Origin of the sequence: Sulfurimonas marina, from assembly GCF_014905095.1 — a bacterium.
GTDB lineage: Bacteria > Campylobacterota > Campylobacteria > Campylobacterales > Sulfurimonadaceae > Sulfurimonas > Sulfurimonas marina.
This window is the reverse complement of the sequence record NZ_CP041165.1, coordinates 1,358,688-1,372,761: the sequence shown is the minus strand read 5'-3', so window position 1 is coordinate 1,372,761 and position 14,074 is coordinate 1,358,688. Positions and strand designations below refer to the sequence as shown.

Annotated in this window: 15 protein-coding genes; 12 read left to right on the top strand and 3 right to left on the bottom strand. The window is 34.8% G+C overall.

What is annotated here, in order from left to right; genetic code table 11:
• The first annotated feature begins 12 nt into the window (after nucleotides 1-12).
• The 10 genes from FJR03_RS07030 (at nucleotide 13) to FJR03_RS06985 (ending at nucleotide 9,389) form a co-directional block, all read left to right on the top strand.
• Nucleotides 13-1,050 carry a D-alanine--D-alanine ligase gene (locus FJR03_RS07030; RefSeq protein ID WP_193112820.1) on the top strand — a complete coding sequence of 346 codons (1,038 nt, stop codon included), beginning with the start codon at nucleotides 13-15 and terminating at the stop codon, nucleotides 1,048-1,050.
• The gene (locus FJR03_RS07025; RefSeq protein WP_193112819.1) at nucleotides 1,051-1,785 is read left to right on the top strand and encodes an EstV family lipase; all 735 of its coding nucleotides are present in this window, start codon (nucleotides 1,051-1,053) and stop codon (nucleotides 1,783-1,785) included. It begins immediately after the preceding gene.
• Nucleotides 1,786-3,231 (top strand): Mur ligase family protein, encoded by a 1,446-nt coding sequence (locus tag FJR03_RS07020; protein WP_193112818.1) that lies wholly within the window; start codon nucleotides 1,786-1,788, stop codon nucleotides 3,229-3,231.
• Nucleotides 3,231-3,716 (top strand): TRAP transporter small permease subunit, encoded by a 486-nt coding sequence (locus FJR03_RS07015; protein ID WP_193112817.1) that lies wholly within the window; start codon nucleotides 3,231-3,233, stop codon nucleotides 3,714-3,716. Before FJR03_RS07020 ends, FJR03_RS07015 begins: the two co-directional genes overlap by 1 nt.
• Nucleotides 3,713-4,996: a TRAP transporter large permease gene (locus FJR03_RS07010; RefSeq protein ID WP_193112816.1), complete on the top strand. Its 1,284-nt coding sequence runs from the start codon at nucleotides 3,713-3,715 to the stop codon at nucleotides 4,994-4,996. The genes FJR03_RS07015 and FJR03_RS07010 overlap by 4 nt, the downstream gene beginning before the upstream one ends.
• Before the next feature lie 38 nt (nucleotides 4,997-5,034).
• A complete protein-coding gene (locus tag FJR03_RS07005) occupies nucleotides 5,035-5,526 on the top strand; it encodes an HIT family protein (RefSeq protein ID WP_193112815.1) in 492 nt (163 codons plus the stop codon).
• 80 nt (nucleotides 5,527-5,606) lie between these two features.
• Entirely contained in the window at nucleotides 5,607-6,806 is a 1,200-nt protein-coding gene (locus FJR03_RS07000; RefSeq protein WP_193112814.1) for a molybdopterin-dependent oxidoreductase, read from the top strand.
• Between the two features lie 9 nt (nucleotides 6,807-6,815).
• Complete coding sequence (locus FJR03_RS06995; protein WP_193112813.1) at nucleotides 6,816-7,124, top strand: sulfite:cytochrome C oxidoreductase subunit B; 309 nt, start codon at nucleotides 6,816-6,818, stop codon at nucleotides 7,122-7,124.
• Nucleotides 7,125-7,411: 287 nt separating this feature from the next.
• On the top strand, nucleotides 7,412-7,615 hold the full coding sequence (locus FJR03_RS06990) for a hypothetical protein (RefSeq protein ID WP_193112812.1): 204 nt from the start codon (nucleotides 7,412-7,414) through the stop codon (nucleotides 7,613-7,615).
• A gap of 103 nt (nucleotides 7,616-7,718) precedes the next feature.
• Nucleotides 7,719-9,389, top strand: coding sequence for a diguanylate cyclase (locus tag FJR03_RS06985; protein WP_226962095.1), 1,671 nt, complete (start codon nucleotides 7,719-7,721; stop codon nucleotides 9,387-9,389).
• Between the two features lie 7 nt (nucleotides 9,390-9,396).
• Here the strand turns inward: FJR03_RS06985 and FJR03_RS06980 are convergent, their stop codons facing one another.
• Nucleotides 9,397-10,602 carry an APC family permease gene (locus tag FJR03_RS06980; protein ID WP_193112811.1) on the bottom strand — a complete coding sequence of 402 codons (1,206 nt, stop codon included), beginning with the start codon at nucleotides 10,600-10,602 and terminating at the stop codon, nucleotides 9,397-9,399.
• Nucleotides 10,603-10,704: 102 nt separating this feature from the next.
• Between FJR03_RS06980 and FJR03_RS06975 the strand changes: the two genes are divergently transcribed.
• Nucleotides 10,705-11,163 carry a Mut7-C RNAse domain-containing protein gene (locus tag FJR03_RS06975; RefSeq protein WP_193112810.1) on the top strand — a complete coding sequence of 153 codons (459 nt, stop codon included), beginning with the start codon at nucleotides 10,705-10,707 and terminating at the stop codon, nucleotides 11,161-11,163.
• A gap of 387 nt (nucleotides 11,164-11,550) precedes the next feature.
• Nucleotides 11,551-12,105: a manganese efflux pump MntP gene (locus FJR03_RS06970; RefSeq protein WP_193112809.1), complete on the top strand. Its 555-nt coding sequence runs from the start codon at nucleotides 11,551-11,553 to the stop codon at nucleotides 12,103-12,105.
• A 67-nt stretch (nucleotides 12,106-12,172) separates the two neighbouring features.
• On the opposite strand, the gene FJR03_RS06965 is transcribed toward FJR03_RS06970, so the two are convergent.
• Both FJR03_RS06965 and FJR03_RS06960 read right to left on the bottom strand, forming a co-directional pair.
• Nucleotides 12,173-12,631 (bottom strand): SRPBCC family protein, encoded by a 459-nt coding sequence (locus FJR03_RS06965; protein ID WP_193112808.1) that lies wholly within the window; start codon nucleotides 12,629-12,631, stop codon nucleotides 12,173-12,175.
• A gap of 181 nt (nucleotides 12,632-12,812) precedes the next feature.
• On the bottom strand, nucleotides 12,813-14,012 hold the full coding sequence (locus FJR03_RS06960) for an IS256 family transposase (RefSeq protein WP_193112807.1): 1,200 nt from the start codon (nucleotides 14,010-14,012) through the stop codon (nucleotides 12,813-12,815).
• Between the last annotated feature and the right edge of the window lie 62 nt (nucleotides 14,013-14,074).

The window sequence follows — 14,074 nt, the reverse complement described above, 5'->3', positions numbered from 1 at the left end:
AGGATAAATATATTGAAATTAACTATATTATTTGGTGGAGCTAGTTTTGAACATGAAATTAGCATTGTAAGTGCAATCACATTAAAAGAGAAACTATCAAATTTTGATCTGACATTTATTTTTTGCGACAGCGATCATACTTTTTATCTTGTAGAACCTTCAAAAATGAAAGCGATCACTTTCTCAAAGGGCGAGCATAAAAAAATGGCTCAGCTTTCACTTACTCAGGGTGGTTTCATGCAAAAGTCGCTTTTTAGTAAAACTGCGTATACTAACGTTGTATTAAATCTTATCCACGGCGGTGATGGGGAAGATGGTACTATCTCATCTTTACTCGACTTTTATGCGATTAAATATATAGGGCCTCGTACAGATGCTTCTGTGTTTTCTTTCGACAAGGTATATACAAAATATTTGTGTGATGCGATCGGTGTAAAATCTGTACCGTATGAAGTGCTTAAAAAATCGGAGCAAAAAGATATTACTATAGGCTATCCGGTAATTGTAAAACCTTCTCGTCTTGGAAGCTCAATAGGTGTGAGTATAGTAAAAGATGAATCTGAGATGGATTATGCACTTGACACTGCTTTTGAATTTGACGACACTGTATTGGTTGAACCGTTTTTAGAGGGTGTAAAAGAGTACAACTTAGCAGGTTACAAATCAGGTGACGAGATAAAGTTCTCAATTGTTGAAGAGCCCCATAAAGAGGAGTTCTTAGACTTTGAGAAAAAATATATGGATTTCTCAAGAAGCGAGCAGGTTTTAAAAGCTGAGATCCCTGAAGACCTGGTTTTAAAACTACAAACAAACTTTAAAAAAGTGTATGATGGACTCTTTGAAGGTGCACTAATCCGTTGTGACTTCTTTGTTCATAACGATGAGGTATTGCTAAATGAGATTAATCCTATCCCTGGAAGTATGGCAAACTATCTTTTTGAAGATTTTGCAACTGCAATCGAAGAGTTAAGCGGCTCACTTCCACAGAAAAAAATGATCAGTGCGAGTTATGAGTATATTCACTCAATTTCAAAAGCAAAAGGGAAATAGATGGCGGTAAAGTCTATTCAGCATAAGCAACATACGTTTGATATTAGTTACGAGATTGTTAATCCAAGCGGTAAGGTTGATCTTATCATTTTACACGGTTGGGGCAGTAACAAAGAACTTATGAAAAAAACTTTTGCAAAAGAGATGGATAGTTTTAGACATATCTATATCGATCTGCCGGGATTTGGAAAATCAACTTGTCCTATGGCACTTACAACTGCCGATGTTGCAAGAATAGTGGAGCTTTTAATGATCCATATGAATGCTTCAAAAGATATCATTATGGGACACTCTTTCGGTGGTAAAGTAGCTTTACTCTTAGAGCCGAAAGTGTTGGTATTATTATCGAGTGCGGGTATATATATACCGAAGCCGTTGAAAATAAAAGCTAAAATTTTACTATTTAAAGCACTTAAAAATTTAGGTTTTACAAAACTAAGAGAGTTGTTTGTTGCCGATGATGCGAAAAAACTTTCAGAACATATGTACCAGACATTTAAAAACGTAGTTGATGAAGATTACAGCGATGAATTTTCAAAATATGAAGGTAAAGCACTTGTATGTTGGGGGAAAGCAGATACTGCCACACCTCTTAGCTCAGGGGAGAAGATAGCATCACTAATCAAAAACTCTGATTTTGTAGCGTACGAGGGTGATCATTACTTCTTTATGCAACAAAGTGATGACATAGCTCAAAAAATTGAAAAAACTTTTTTAGATACATTGGGACACTAGATGGAAAACTATGAAACTTTAGTCGCTTTTGTCGTAAACATTCTTTTTGTATTAGTACTTGGTTGGTATTTAATTACCAACTTACAGTGGTATGATTATAAACTTTCCCGTGTGGTTTTAAAACACCACAAAGCGCATTGGCATCTGTTCTATTTCATTATCCCTTTTATAGCTTACTATACAACGGGTAAGTTCTTTACGATCTTTTTTGTTTTTGCGGTGTTGCCGGCAATATATATCTGGCATAGAAAGTTGGATAAAAAGCTGGTACTTACATGGAGGGTTAAAAGATTTTTAATTCTTTTAATCGGACTGGTATTTTTTCAAGATATCTTATGTACTCTGAAAGATGGTTGTGCTACTTACGGTGTGTTTATGCCTTTAGCGGTAGCTTATGTAGGGAGTACTTTAATTGAGAAATATCTTTTTGCCGTTTATACAAAACAGGCTAAAGATAAACTCTCATCTATGAAAAATCTTGAGATTGTATGTATTACTGGGAGTTACGGAAAAACAAGTATTAAAAATTTTGTAGCACAGATTTTGGCTCATAAATTCAATGTTTATGCAACTCCAAGAAGTGTCAATACTATCGGCGGGCTTGTAGCAGATGTAAACAATAACCTGCCGCAAGATACACACGTGTATGTAGCAGAGGCTGGAGCGCGTGAAAGTGGTGATATCTATACGATTACAAACTTTTTAGAGCCTCAAACCGTAGTTGTTGGGCGTGTTGGTGAAGCACATATAGAATACTTTAAATCTCTGCAAAATATCATCGCTACCAAGCTTGAGATTATGCAGTCGCCTCGATTGAAAAATGCTTATATCCATACATCGGTAACGAACGAACCGCATGAGAAAGTGACTTTTTTTGGAGACGAGATCAGTGATATAGTTGCAGATATCAACGGAATAGATTTTACTATAGACCTTGACGGCGAAAAACTTACTTTACATACAAACGTATTGGGTGAATTCCAAACAATGAATATAGCTGTTGCCATCCGAATCGCAAAACAGTTTGGTATGAGTAATGATGAGATTAAAGAAGCGGTTGCAAACTTAGAACCGGTTGAACACCGTCTTCAAAAGATCGAAGCGGGCGGAAAAATAATCATAGATGATGGTTATAACGGCAATATTGACGGTATGCTTGAGGGTGTAAGACTTTGTTCCCTTCACTCCGGAGATAAAGTGATTGTAACACCGGGCTTAGTTGAGAGTAGTGATGAGTTAAATCTAAAACTGATTGAAGCGATCAATAAGGTGTTTGATACTGTGATCGTAACAGGTGCACTTAATGCCGACCTTTTTGATAAAAACCTGGATGTTAAACATAAATTTATCCTGGCAGACAAGTCAAAACTTACAGACTTGCTGACAAAACAGACAAAAGCCGGAGATATCATTCTTTTTGCGAATGATGCACCTAACTTTATATAATGAAGTTTATTGACACTCTAACAAAGTATATCTCATACTTTACCGCTTTTATTATGGCTTCGCTTGTAGTACTTGTAGTGTATGATGCAACTCTGAGATATCTTTTCTCGGAAGGCTCAACGGCACTTCAAGAGTTGCAGTGGCATTTTTTTGATGTGGTAATACTACTGAGCATCGCTTATACACTTAAACACAATGCCCATGTGCGGGTAGATATCTTTTATGATAAATTCTCTCGTAAAACACAATTAATGGTCAATCTTTTGGCCTATGTTTTATTTATCCTCCCTTTTGCATTTTTAATCATCTATATCTCTCTTGGGTTTGTTGAGATGAGTTTTGTACAAAATGAAGCTTCAAGTGATCCTGGAGGTCTGCCGTATAGATGGATCGTAAAATCTTTGATCCCTATAGCATTTGGACTAGTGGTATTGCAAGCACTAAAAGAGTTAGTCACTGATATACAAGAGTGGAGAAGTTTATGATAGCACTGATAATGTTTTTAGTAGCTCTTGCTCTTTTACTTTTTGGAATCCCGGTAGCATTTGCATTTGGTGCAGTTGCCATGATCTTTGCTTTTTTTACACCTGATGTAGGATTTGAAGTCTTTAACATCTTGCCGTTTAGAATTTATGGGATTATGAGTAACTCTACTTTGATGGCTGTCCCGCTATTTATAATGATGGGACTTATTTTAGAGAAATCAGGTATGGCTGAAAAGCTTTTACTCTCAATGTCTTCACTTTTTAAGGGTGTACGCGGTGGACTTGGAGTGAGTGTCGTACTGGTTGGAGCTATTCTTGCGGCATCAACGGGGATCGTCTCTGCAAGTGTTGTTATGATGAGTGTGATCGCATTACCATTAATGCTAAAAGCAGGGTACAATAAATCTCTTGCTGGCGGTACGATCGCTTCAAGTGGGACACTCGGTCAGATTATCCCTCCATCTATCATCTTGATTGTCCTTGGTGATGTGATGAGTGTGAGTGTGGGTGAGTTATTTATGGGTGCCGTATTACCGGGACTTGTACTAGTTGGGCTCTATATAGTTTATATTTTAATTCGCGCATTTATTAACAAAGAAGATGCTCCGGCCCTTGTGAGTGAAGAGAAAGTTTCTGTTTTTGAACTTTTATATGCCATTATCCCGCCGCTTCTTTTAATGGTAGCTGTTCTTGGAAGTATTTTTGCCGGAATCGCATCACCTACTGAATCGGCAGCTTTTGGAGTATTGGGTGGTTTTATTTTAGCTACGATAAATAAAACACTTAGTAAAAAAATGGTCAAGTATGCACTTTATGAGACGATGAAGTTAAGTGGTATGATTTTTATGATTTTAATAGGTGCAACCGCTTTTTCATTGGTTTTTAACGAACTTGGCGGAACTGATCTGATATTGGAATTTTTCTCTGAGGATATTGGAGATGTTTGGGTCTTTATAGCGATTGCAATGCTGAGTATTTTTATACTTGGATTTTTTATAGACTTTATAGAGATCAGCTTTATTATTGTCCCTATACTTGTCCCTGTTATGCATGCTTTTGGAATTGATCCTATCTGGTTTGCAATTTTAATAGCACTCAATCTGCAGGCTTCATTTTTAACGCCGCCGTTTGGACTAAGTCTTTTCTTTTTAAAAGGGGCGGCAAAAGATAGTATTACAACTATGCAAATCTATAAAGGGGTTATACCTTTTATTTTACTACAGTTGGTAGCTTTGGCTCTCGTGATCCTTTTCCCTGATTTGGTGTTTGCTTTTATTTAAAAAAGATCACGATATAATCTTTGTAAAAAAGGGAAAGTGTGGAAGATATCTTATATGCACCTTGGCGTGATGAATACGTAACAAACGAAAAGATCGAAGGGTGTGTGTTTTGCCATATAAGCACAAATTCCCAAGATGATGAAAAACTCCATGTAGTATATCGTGACGAACATTGTTTTATAGTTATGAATAGGTATCCTTATACACCTGGACATTTCATGATTATTCCTCATTATCATACAGATAAGTTAGAAGATTTAGAGAGTGATGTTTGGCTCCATATAACAGCTTTAGCACAAAAAGGTGTAAGACTCTTAAAAGAGGGTCTCGGTGCTCATGGTGTCAACCTTGGTATGAATTTAGGGAAAGCTGGCGGAGCAGGGATAGCAGAACATATACACTTACATTTAGTGCCACGTTGGGAGCGAGATACTAACTTTATAACTTCGATCGCAAACAACCGTGTATACTCTACGGATTTTGAAAAGATTTATAGGAAAATCAAAAAACTATCACAAGAGTATATTTAAGCGCAAAAATTCAAAACTCTTTAATAGAAAAGTGCTATAATTTTGCCGGACAATTATTATAATTATATTAAGGAAAATTTATGCAAAGAAGAGAGTTCCTAAAAAGTTCTCTTGTAGCTTCAGCAGCTGTTCTTGGCAGTACTGCTTTATCTGCGGGTGAAACAACACAACCAATCGATGGTAGAAAAGTCTCAAAAATGGCTTTTCCTGAAAAAAAACCACTTATTACATACTCTGACAGACCACCACTTTTAGAATCACCAAGAAGTGTATTTACTCAAGGATTAACACCAAATGATGAGTTCTTCGTAAGATGGCACTTACCGGAGATTCCACTTCATAACGATCCAGACAACTATACTATTAAAGTTAACGGTTTAGTTGAGAAAGAGTTAGAGATCTCACTAAAAGAGTTAAAAACTGAATTTGAACAAGTTGAAGTAACAGCAGTTCTTCAGTGTGGTGGTAACTCACGTTCAGCATTCCATCCGATCGCAGGTGGTATCCAATGGGGTAGCGGTGCTATGGGATGTGCTAAATGGAAAGGTGTAAGACTTCGTGACGTTCTTAATCGTGCAGGTATGAAAAAAGAAGCACACTTTATCGGCTTTAACGGAAAAGATAATGCAGCTTACTATGAAACACCAAACTTTGTTCGTGAGATTGAGACACATGAACTTGATGACCATGTTATCCTTGCTTATGAAATGAACGGTGAAGATTTACCATACTTAAATGGTTATCCGCTACGTCTTGTAATGCCTGGATATTATTCTGATAGCTGGGTTAAGATGTTAAGTAACATTACAGTGACAGATAAATATAAATCTCTTTTCTTTATGGATGTTGCTTATCGTATTCCTGATAATGAGTGTGAGTGTGAAGAGCCGGATAACAAATTCAAGCCTACAAAACCTATTACACATATGAATGTAAAATCTGTAATTGGTTATCCTGAAAACGGAATGAAGGTATATCACAACTCTCATTTAGTTGTTCGTGGTGTTGCATTTGACGACGGTACAGGTATTAGAGACGTTATGATCTCAACTGACGAAGGTAAAACTTGGGAGAAAGCATTGCTTAAACAAGGAAACGGTCGTTACTCATATACTGAATTCAGATATGCATTTAAACCGAATAAATACGGTAAATTATCGTTTATGGCAAAAGCTATCAACCGTTTAGGTGAAGAACAGCCATTTGCAAAAGATATCAAATGGAACCACGGTGGATACAAATATAACGGTATCGATGTAGTAACAGTTGAAGTGGTGTAAGGGTAAGTTATGAAAAAAATATTATTATTAGCAGTTTTATCGGTAGGTTCACTTTTTGCACAAGTAAAAGGTGATGTTGAAGTTCCTTACATAGCATATGAGATCAAGATGGGTCAAGGTTTTGATGCTATTCAGGCAAATTGTCTTATGTGTCACTCTTTTGGTTATATGATTAACCAAGGGCCACAGTCAAAAGAATTTTGGGCGAAAAAAGTAGATAAAATGATCACTCACTTTAAAGCACCAATTACAGATGAAGATGCAAAAATCTGTACTGAGTACCTATTTGAGCATTACGGTAACGGTAAGTTAAAATAAAGAGAGGCTTTTAGCTCTCTTTATCCCCTCCCTTTTTAGATCTTAAAACAAAGAAAAAAATCCCTGCAATAACTAAAAAAATTCCCACTCTGATTGTTAATGTTGTAAAGTCTGTTGTATCGTTCATTTTCTATCCTATTTTAATCTTAGGCGTATTATATAAATTTTTAGTATATAAAAAAGTAAAAGAGATACTTGTATCTTAGTAGCTTAATATTTAAGCTATGAAGCACATATTTCAAAAAGTTTTTATTGTATAATGTTACAAATTAATTTTGGAGAAATAAATGAAATTATTTGTAAAAGTAACTTCAGTATTAGGTTTAATGCTAATGATGGGATGTTCAAACAGTTCAAATGAAATTCGTCCTTTTGGCGGTGTATGTAACAATCCTGATTGTAAATGTGTAAAACCTTGTCAATGTGGTGCAGGTTGTCAGTGTGGTAAAAATGGCAACTCTAAAACTATGGCTGATGATACGGCAAAATAGTAAATCTTAATGTAGGGAGATATTCTCTGCATTAATAAAACCCTATTTGACATATCTTCAAAATATATACGTTTTATGTATATAAAATTGTGGATGTTTAATAATGAAACCAATGCTTGGCAATTTAAAAAGAAATATCTTTATCACTGTAGTAACCACAATAGCTTTACCTATTTTATTTGGTTATCTTTTAAATAGATATTTCCCTCTGAACTTTGTAAATATTCCTCTCCATTCTGCTTTAGAAGTAGCAGGTGGAACTATCGCTATTATTATCTCTTTAATTATTTTTTTAAAGTATGAAAGCAAACTTGTTTTTAATCATTATAACTATACAACAATAGCACTGTTAACGATGGGGATTATAGATATTTTTCATGGCATTATGATGCCTGGAAAGTTATTTGTATGGTTACACTCAACTGCAGTGTTTTTTGGTGGTATATTTTTTATGCTTGTATGGATGAATCAAAAGAAAACATCACAAAAAACATATAAGCTAGTTCCAGCTTCAGCAATTGTATTTGCTCTGTTTTTTTCTCTATTGTCAATTGTTTTTTCGGAATATGTTCCCGAGATGATTAATTCAGACAAATCGTTTAGTAGAGTTTCAAATTGGTTGAATATAGTTGGTGGAATGGGTTTTTTTATAGCATCGCTCAAGTTTGTTAAAGAGTACATAAATACACAAAAGCTAGATGAAATATTATTTGCCGGACACTGTATGTTATTTGGAATTGCCGGTGTATTATTTACATCATCTCTTTTATGGGATATGCAGTGGTGGCTATGGCATATTTTAAGATTTTCTGCTTACAGTGTAGCACTCTATTTTTTATATTTAGAGTTTAATAAAGATATACAGCTTATTGAAAATAAAAACAGGGAATTGGAACTAGCAGATAAAAAAATAAATCAATACCTTAATATACTCGATAAATATGTGATTACATCATCTACAGACCTTCATGGAGAAATAAGCGATGTCTCGGAAGCTTTTTGCAAGATCAGTGGTTATTCAAAAGAAGAGTTGATAGGTCAGTCACATAATATTGTCAGACATCCGGATATGCCGTCTAGTATATATAAAGAGGTATGGAAGAGCTTAGAGCGAGGAAGAACATGGCAAGGGGAAATAAAAAATAGAAAAAAAGATGGTTCAGCTTATTGGGTTGATACTAATATTACACCTGTATATGATGAAGAAGGGAAAAAAGTCGGATATACAGCAGTTAGACAAGATATAACAAATAAAAAAAGAATTGAAGAGATATCTATAAGAGACGGTTTAACAGATATATTTAATAGAAGATATTTTAATGAGATGTTTCCAAAGTATATCAATAGTGCAAAACGTAAAAATGGACTAGTTTCTTTTTTAATTTTAGACATAGATCACTTTAAAGAGTATAACGACACATATGGACATCAAAAGGGTGACGATGTACTTATAAAAGTTGCCAAAACATTGAAAAAATCTCTCAAAAGAGGTGATGATTATTGCTTTAGATTAGGCGGTGAAGAATTTGGGATACTTTTTAGTGTAGAAACAAAAGAGAAAGCAGATTTGTTTTCAAATGAGATTAGGGGAAATATAGAAAATTTAAAAATTGAGCATAAACATAATAGTGCGAGTAGATATATAACTGTATCTGTAGGGGTAGTATCTAGATATGCAAGCGATATCTCCCAAGTTGAAAAAATTTATGCTGAAGCAGATAAATTACTGTATGAAGCGAAAAAGAACGGTAGAAATAAAGTTATTTCAGAGTGAAAATAGCTCAGATTGAACTGAGTTGAGTTATCAAGAGAATAAGATTTATAACTGTCCCAAGGATAGGTACTATTAATGGATAGTTTATAATATTTTCTTCTCTCTTTTTTTGTTGTAGCTTGATCTTTATCAGTGAGATATTCATTATAGTAAAAATAATAAAGATAAAGAAACTAGTTAAACTAGCCAGAGTAATAATTGGAAGCCACAAAGCAAAGATGAGCACTAGTACAGAAGCAACAACTGTTGAGAAAATCGGGGTTGATGTTTTTTCATTGATACTTGAAAATATTTTTGGAAGGAGATTATTATTTGCCATTCCATAGAGTAGTCTTGAAACCATGATGATTTGAACCAATGCACCGTTTATAACAGCAAGTGAACTGATGATAGTTAATAAGTAAGGTTCATTATTTGTTAAGGCTTCATATACATCAGCTAAAGGTGCTTGAGAGTTTGACAAAACTTTTGGTTCTATTGCCAAAATAGATATTAATGCGACTAAGAAATACAATAGAGTGGAAATAAGTAAAGAGAGCATTATAGCTCTAGGCAAAGTTTTCGTCGGAGTTTTGACCTCTTCTGCGATATTGACAATATCTTCAAATCCTATAAAGGCATAGAAGGCCAGAAAAGCACCTAGCGAGATAATATAGAAGCTTGATAGTTCAAAGTTTGGAATAAATTTTTCGTACTGGATAGTTGTAAATTCAATGTTTATCAATCCAAAATAGATAATTATAAAGAGCCCTAAAAGTTCTGCAATAGTAAGTAAGGCGGCAATTTTGACAGATTTTGCAATACCGATCATGGCTGTTATACATAACATTAAAATTATAAAAACAGAGATGAACCAAGAGGGAAGCTCTATCATATTGGAAATATATCCATTGACACCGTTTACAATAGTTGCACTGGATAATATCCCGCTCAGTGCAATCATTGCACCTATACTAATAGAAAGAATATTTGAGTTGAAGGCTTCTTTTGAATATAAAGCTTCTCCTGCACTATATGGAAATCTAGATGAGAGTTCACTGTAACTAAGTGCTGTAAAAAAGACAACTATACAGGCAATGATAAAAGATAGAGGAGCATAGTAGCCTGATATAGAAGCTACTTTACCTACGAGTACATATATCCCTGCACCTAATATATTTCCTAATCCGTAAAAAACAAGTAAAGGTAAAGTTATATCTCTTTTTAGGGGCAAGTTATCTTCTTTTTGATTGTATTGCTAATATTTTATTGCATTGTTTATATTGAAATTCTTAAAAAAATTTATTTCGTTGAATTGAATCGCTATAATGTAGATATGAATAAAACAAAAAGTTTAAAGTTTATTGCTGATTGTCATTTAGGAAAGTTGGCAAAATATTTACGGATGATGGGATTTGACACCCTGTTTTTTAACTCTATTGATGATGACGAACTTATCGCATTATCAGCTCAAGAAGAACGTATAATCCTAACGCGTGACAAGTTGCTGCATGAAAATAAAACTTCCAACACATTTTATCTGCATTCAATCAATCATCTTGAACAGCTTCGTGAACTTAATAGAGCTTTTTTAATTAAAAACAAAAGAGAAAAACCTCGTTGTATTTTATGTAATGTAACACTTAAAGAGATTAATAAAAAAGAGATTTTGGACCAACTTCCTAAAAAGGTAGTAAAGTATTTTGATTTTTTTGAGGTCTGTTCCAAATGCGGACGCGTTTACTGGCATGGAAGTCATTTTAAACGTATGATGAATACAATAGAATCAATATAAAAAAGTAGTGGATGGGGTAGAGGGATTTTATAGTTAATCTCTTATACCCTCTAAAACACCCTAAAATATGAAGTTTTCACATTTAATAAATATTGTAGAAATGTATATAAATGGTATATACTGACACCAAATTGACACCAAAGTTTTGAATAGATTGAATGCTAGAAATAAAAAAACAGTGGCGGACAGAGAGGGAGCACGAATTTGCATTCACTCCATAGCACTTTATCCAAATAATACGGACTTCAAGAAAATAAATTTATTTAAAAAATAGTATTTTTTAGAGACTGTTCAGAGTTTTGTGTCAGGCACGATAGTAGAATAAAATTATAACATTAAAAATACTAAAATTTCGTGTATGATTTCATTCAAAAAGGATCATAATATATGATTGAACTAATTATTCTGGCAATTGCGTTAAGCATGGATGCCTTTGCTGTATCTCTTGGTTTAGGGACTAAAGAGTCTACTTTTAACAGATCGTTAGCCTTGAAAGCTGGATTATATTTTGGATTTTTTCAAGGTTTTATGCCACTGATTGGTTATCTTGCAGGAGTTGGTCTTTCAAGTTTTATTACATCGATCGATCATTGGGTTGCGTTTATTTTGCTTACATTAGTTGGATTAAAAATGATCTATGAAAGCTTTGGTGAACCTGTGGAAGAAGAGATTTCACAAGTTACCAACAAAGTATTGTTGTTACTTGCTATTGCTACCAGTATTGATGCTATGGCAGCAGGCTTTACATTAACTCTAATGGAAACAACTATAACTATTTCAGTCCTGATAATCGGATTCACTACTTTTATTTTTAGCTATATAGGTGTATTGATCGGGTCTCGTGGCGGAGCCTATTTAGAAAGTAAGGCGGAACTTTTGGGAGGTATTGTATTAATTGCAATTGGTTTGAAAATTCTTGTAGAACATACCCTTTTAAATTAAATAGAAAATAATGAAATGATAGATCAGTATTGGGTAGTCCTTCCCCAAGAAGGTCTCCTCTCATGAGCTAGATCCTATCTTTTTCTAAAATTGTTTTTAGATTCTCTCCTTCTTCTTTCATATGTTTTTTTATTGCTTTAACTCTATCTCTGAAAAACATTGAGAATACCCAACTCATTCTGAAAGATAAAGTGGCACTAAAGACAGAACTTTTGTCTTTTTGTTCTATGGTGAATGCCCCTCCTGGGCAAATTAGTGATGCAGGGAATAGTAGTCTAAATTCCACTTTTCTGTTTGGCTCTAAACGGATGCTCTTAAACTTTAGTTTATGTAGTTTTCCATGTAGATATTCCTCTACATAGAGCACTGACCCGACTTCAAATGCATTGCCTTTAAGCCATTGGCATCTTACGTGATCTTTATGCCATGTTTTAAAGTTCTCCGAGGTAGAAAATACCCAGATTAAAGCATTAAATATGGTCTCTGGTGATGCTTTAATTTCTATTGAATCTTTTAGAATCGTCATATCTCATTACCTAACATAACCATTTATTCACTCCTATAGACAGCAGAACATAATGTTCCGCTGAATAGGAAATCAGATTGGAGGGAAGCATAAATTTTGAGATGCATTTCCGAGTTCTGGCCTTTTTTTAACATGTTCTATCTTATTATTATTTCATAATCATAATAAAAAACAAATCAACTTAGATATCCAAATATGTGTTGATTCTTCCCTCAAAAAATATAGACAGCTGAGAGACGGTAAGGCTCCAGTTCCGCATTGGCATCGTCCATTTCTTTTGGGCATTCTGTATTCCCATAAAAAGCAGTTTTAGCAGGCTATTTTCATTAGGGAATGCACCTTTGGTCTTGGTCAGTTTTCTGAACTGTCTATGCACCGACTCTATGATATTGGTTGTATAGATAATACGTCTGATGTCTTCGGGGTATTTGAAATAGGTGGAGAGATTCTCCCATTTGGTTCTCCATGACTGTATCACAATCGGATATTTCGTTCCCCACTTCTCTTCAAGCCTATCAAGTTCCAGTTCGGCAGCTTCTTTGGAGATTGCCTGATAGATCAGTTTAAGGTCTTTCATGAATTCCTTTTGATTTTTGGAAGCAACATACTTAAGAGAGTTTCTGATCTGATGTACGATACATAGCTGTACTTCTGTTTTAGGGAATATAGCATTAATAGCTTCAGGAAATCCTTTGAGACCATCTACTGAAGCAATGAGTATATCTTCTACACCACGATTATTCAGATCAGTAAGCACCTGCAGCCAGAAGTTGGCTCCTTCACTTTCTGAAAGATAAAGGCCCAGTATCTCTTTCCTGCCATCAAGTTTGACACCAAGTATTGTATAAATGGCTTTGGCTACATATTTGCCATTCTCTTTGATCCTGTAGTGTATGGCATCGAGCCATACAAAGGGGTAGATACTCTCTAATGGTCTTTGTTGCCACTCTTTGAGTAATGGTATTACCTTGTCTGTTACAGCACTGATGGTAGCCTTTGAAAAGGAAACACCATAAAGTTCTTCAATATGCTCAGATATTTGTGAATAACTGTTGCCAAGGGCATACAAAGAAAGAATCTTCTGTTCAATATGGTCTGACATATGTGTCTGATGTTTCTTGATCAGCTGTGGTTCAAAAGAACCGTTACGGTCTCTTGGAACATCCAGATCGAATTCTCCGACACTGCTTTTCATGGTCTTGGAGGATTTACCGTTCTTTCTGTTTAGTATTTCTGTAGATAAGTGGGATTCAAGCTCTGCTTCAAGAGCTGCTTGGGTGAGTTGTTTGATAAGTGGAGCAAGGACTCCATCTTTACCTTCTATTTTTGCACCTGCCTTAATTTGTTCAAGGGCTTCATTTAGATCGAACTGTGTGTTCATGTGTTAATCCTTTAGAATATTTTATTCTATCGGACTGACACAAAATTTCTAACGCTCCCTTC

Excerpts from the sequence above, each read along its gene's own strand:
- FJR03_RS07025 (WP_193112819.1), top strand. The coding sequence starts at position 1,051 with ATGGCGGTAAAGTCTATTCAGCATAAGCAACATACGTTTGATATTAGT.
- FJR03_RS07020 (WP_193112818.1), top strand. The coding sequence starts at position 1,786 with ATGGAAAACTATGAAACTTTAGTCGCTTTTGTCGTAAACATTCTTTTT.
- FJR03_RS07015 (WP_193112817.1), top strand. The coding sequence starts at position 3,231 with ATGAAGTTTATTGACACTCTAACAAAGTATATCTCATACTTTACCGCT.
- FJR03_RS07010 (WP_193112816.1), top strand. The coding sequence starts at position 3,713 with ATGATAGCACTGATAATGTTTTTAGTAGCTCTTGCTCTTTTACTTTTT.
- FJR03_RS07000 (WP_193112814.1), top strand. The coding sequence starts at position 5,607 with ATGCAAAGAAGAGAGTTCCTAAAAAGTTCTCTTGTAGCTTCAGCAGCT.
- FJR03_RS06995 (WP_193112813.1), top strand. The coding sequence starts at position 6,816 with ATGAAAAAAATATTATTATTAGCAGTTTTATCGGTAGGTTCACTTTTT.
- FJR03_RS06990 (WP_193112812.1), top strand. The coding sequence starts at position 7,412 with ATGAAATTATTTGTAAAAGTAACTTCAGTATTAGGTTTAATGCTAATG.
- FJR03_RS06985 (WP_226962095.1), top strand. The coding sequence starts at position 7,719 with ATGAAACCAATGCTTGGCAATTTAAAAAGAAATATCTTTATCACTGTA.
- FJR03_RS06975 (WP_193112810.1), top strand. The coding sequence starts at position 10,705 with ATGAATAAAACAAAAAGTTTAAAGTTTATTGCTGATTGTCATTTAGGA.
- FJR03_RS06970 (WP_193112809.1), top strand. The coding sequence starts at position 11,551 with ATGATTGAACTAATTATTCTGGCAATTGCGTTAAGCATGGATGCCTTT.
- FJR03_RS06965 (WP_193112808.1), bottom strand. The coding sequence starts at position 12,631 with ATGACGATTCTAAAAGATTCAATAGAAATTAAAGCATCACCAGAGACC.
- FJR03_RS06960 (WP_193112807.1), bottom strand. The coding sequence starts at position 14,012 with ATGAACACACAGTTCGATCTAAATGAAGCCCTTGAACAAATTAAGGCA.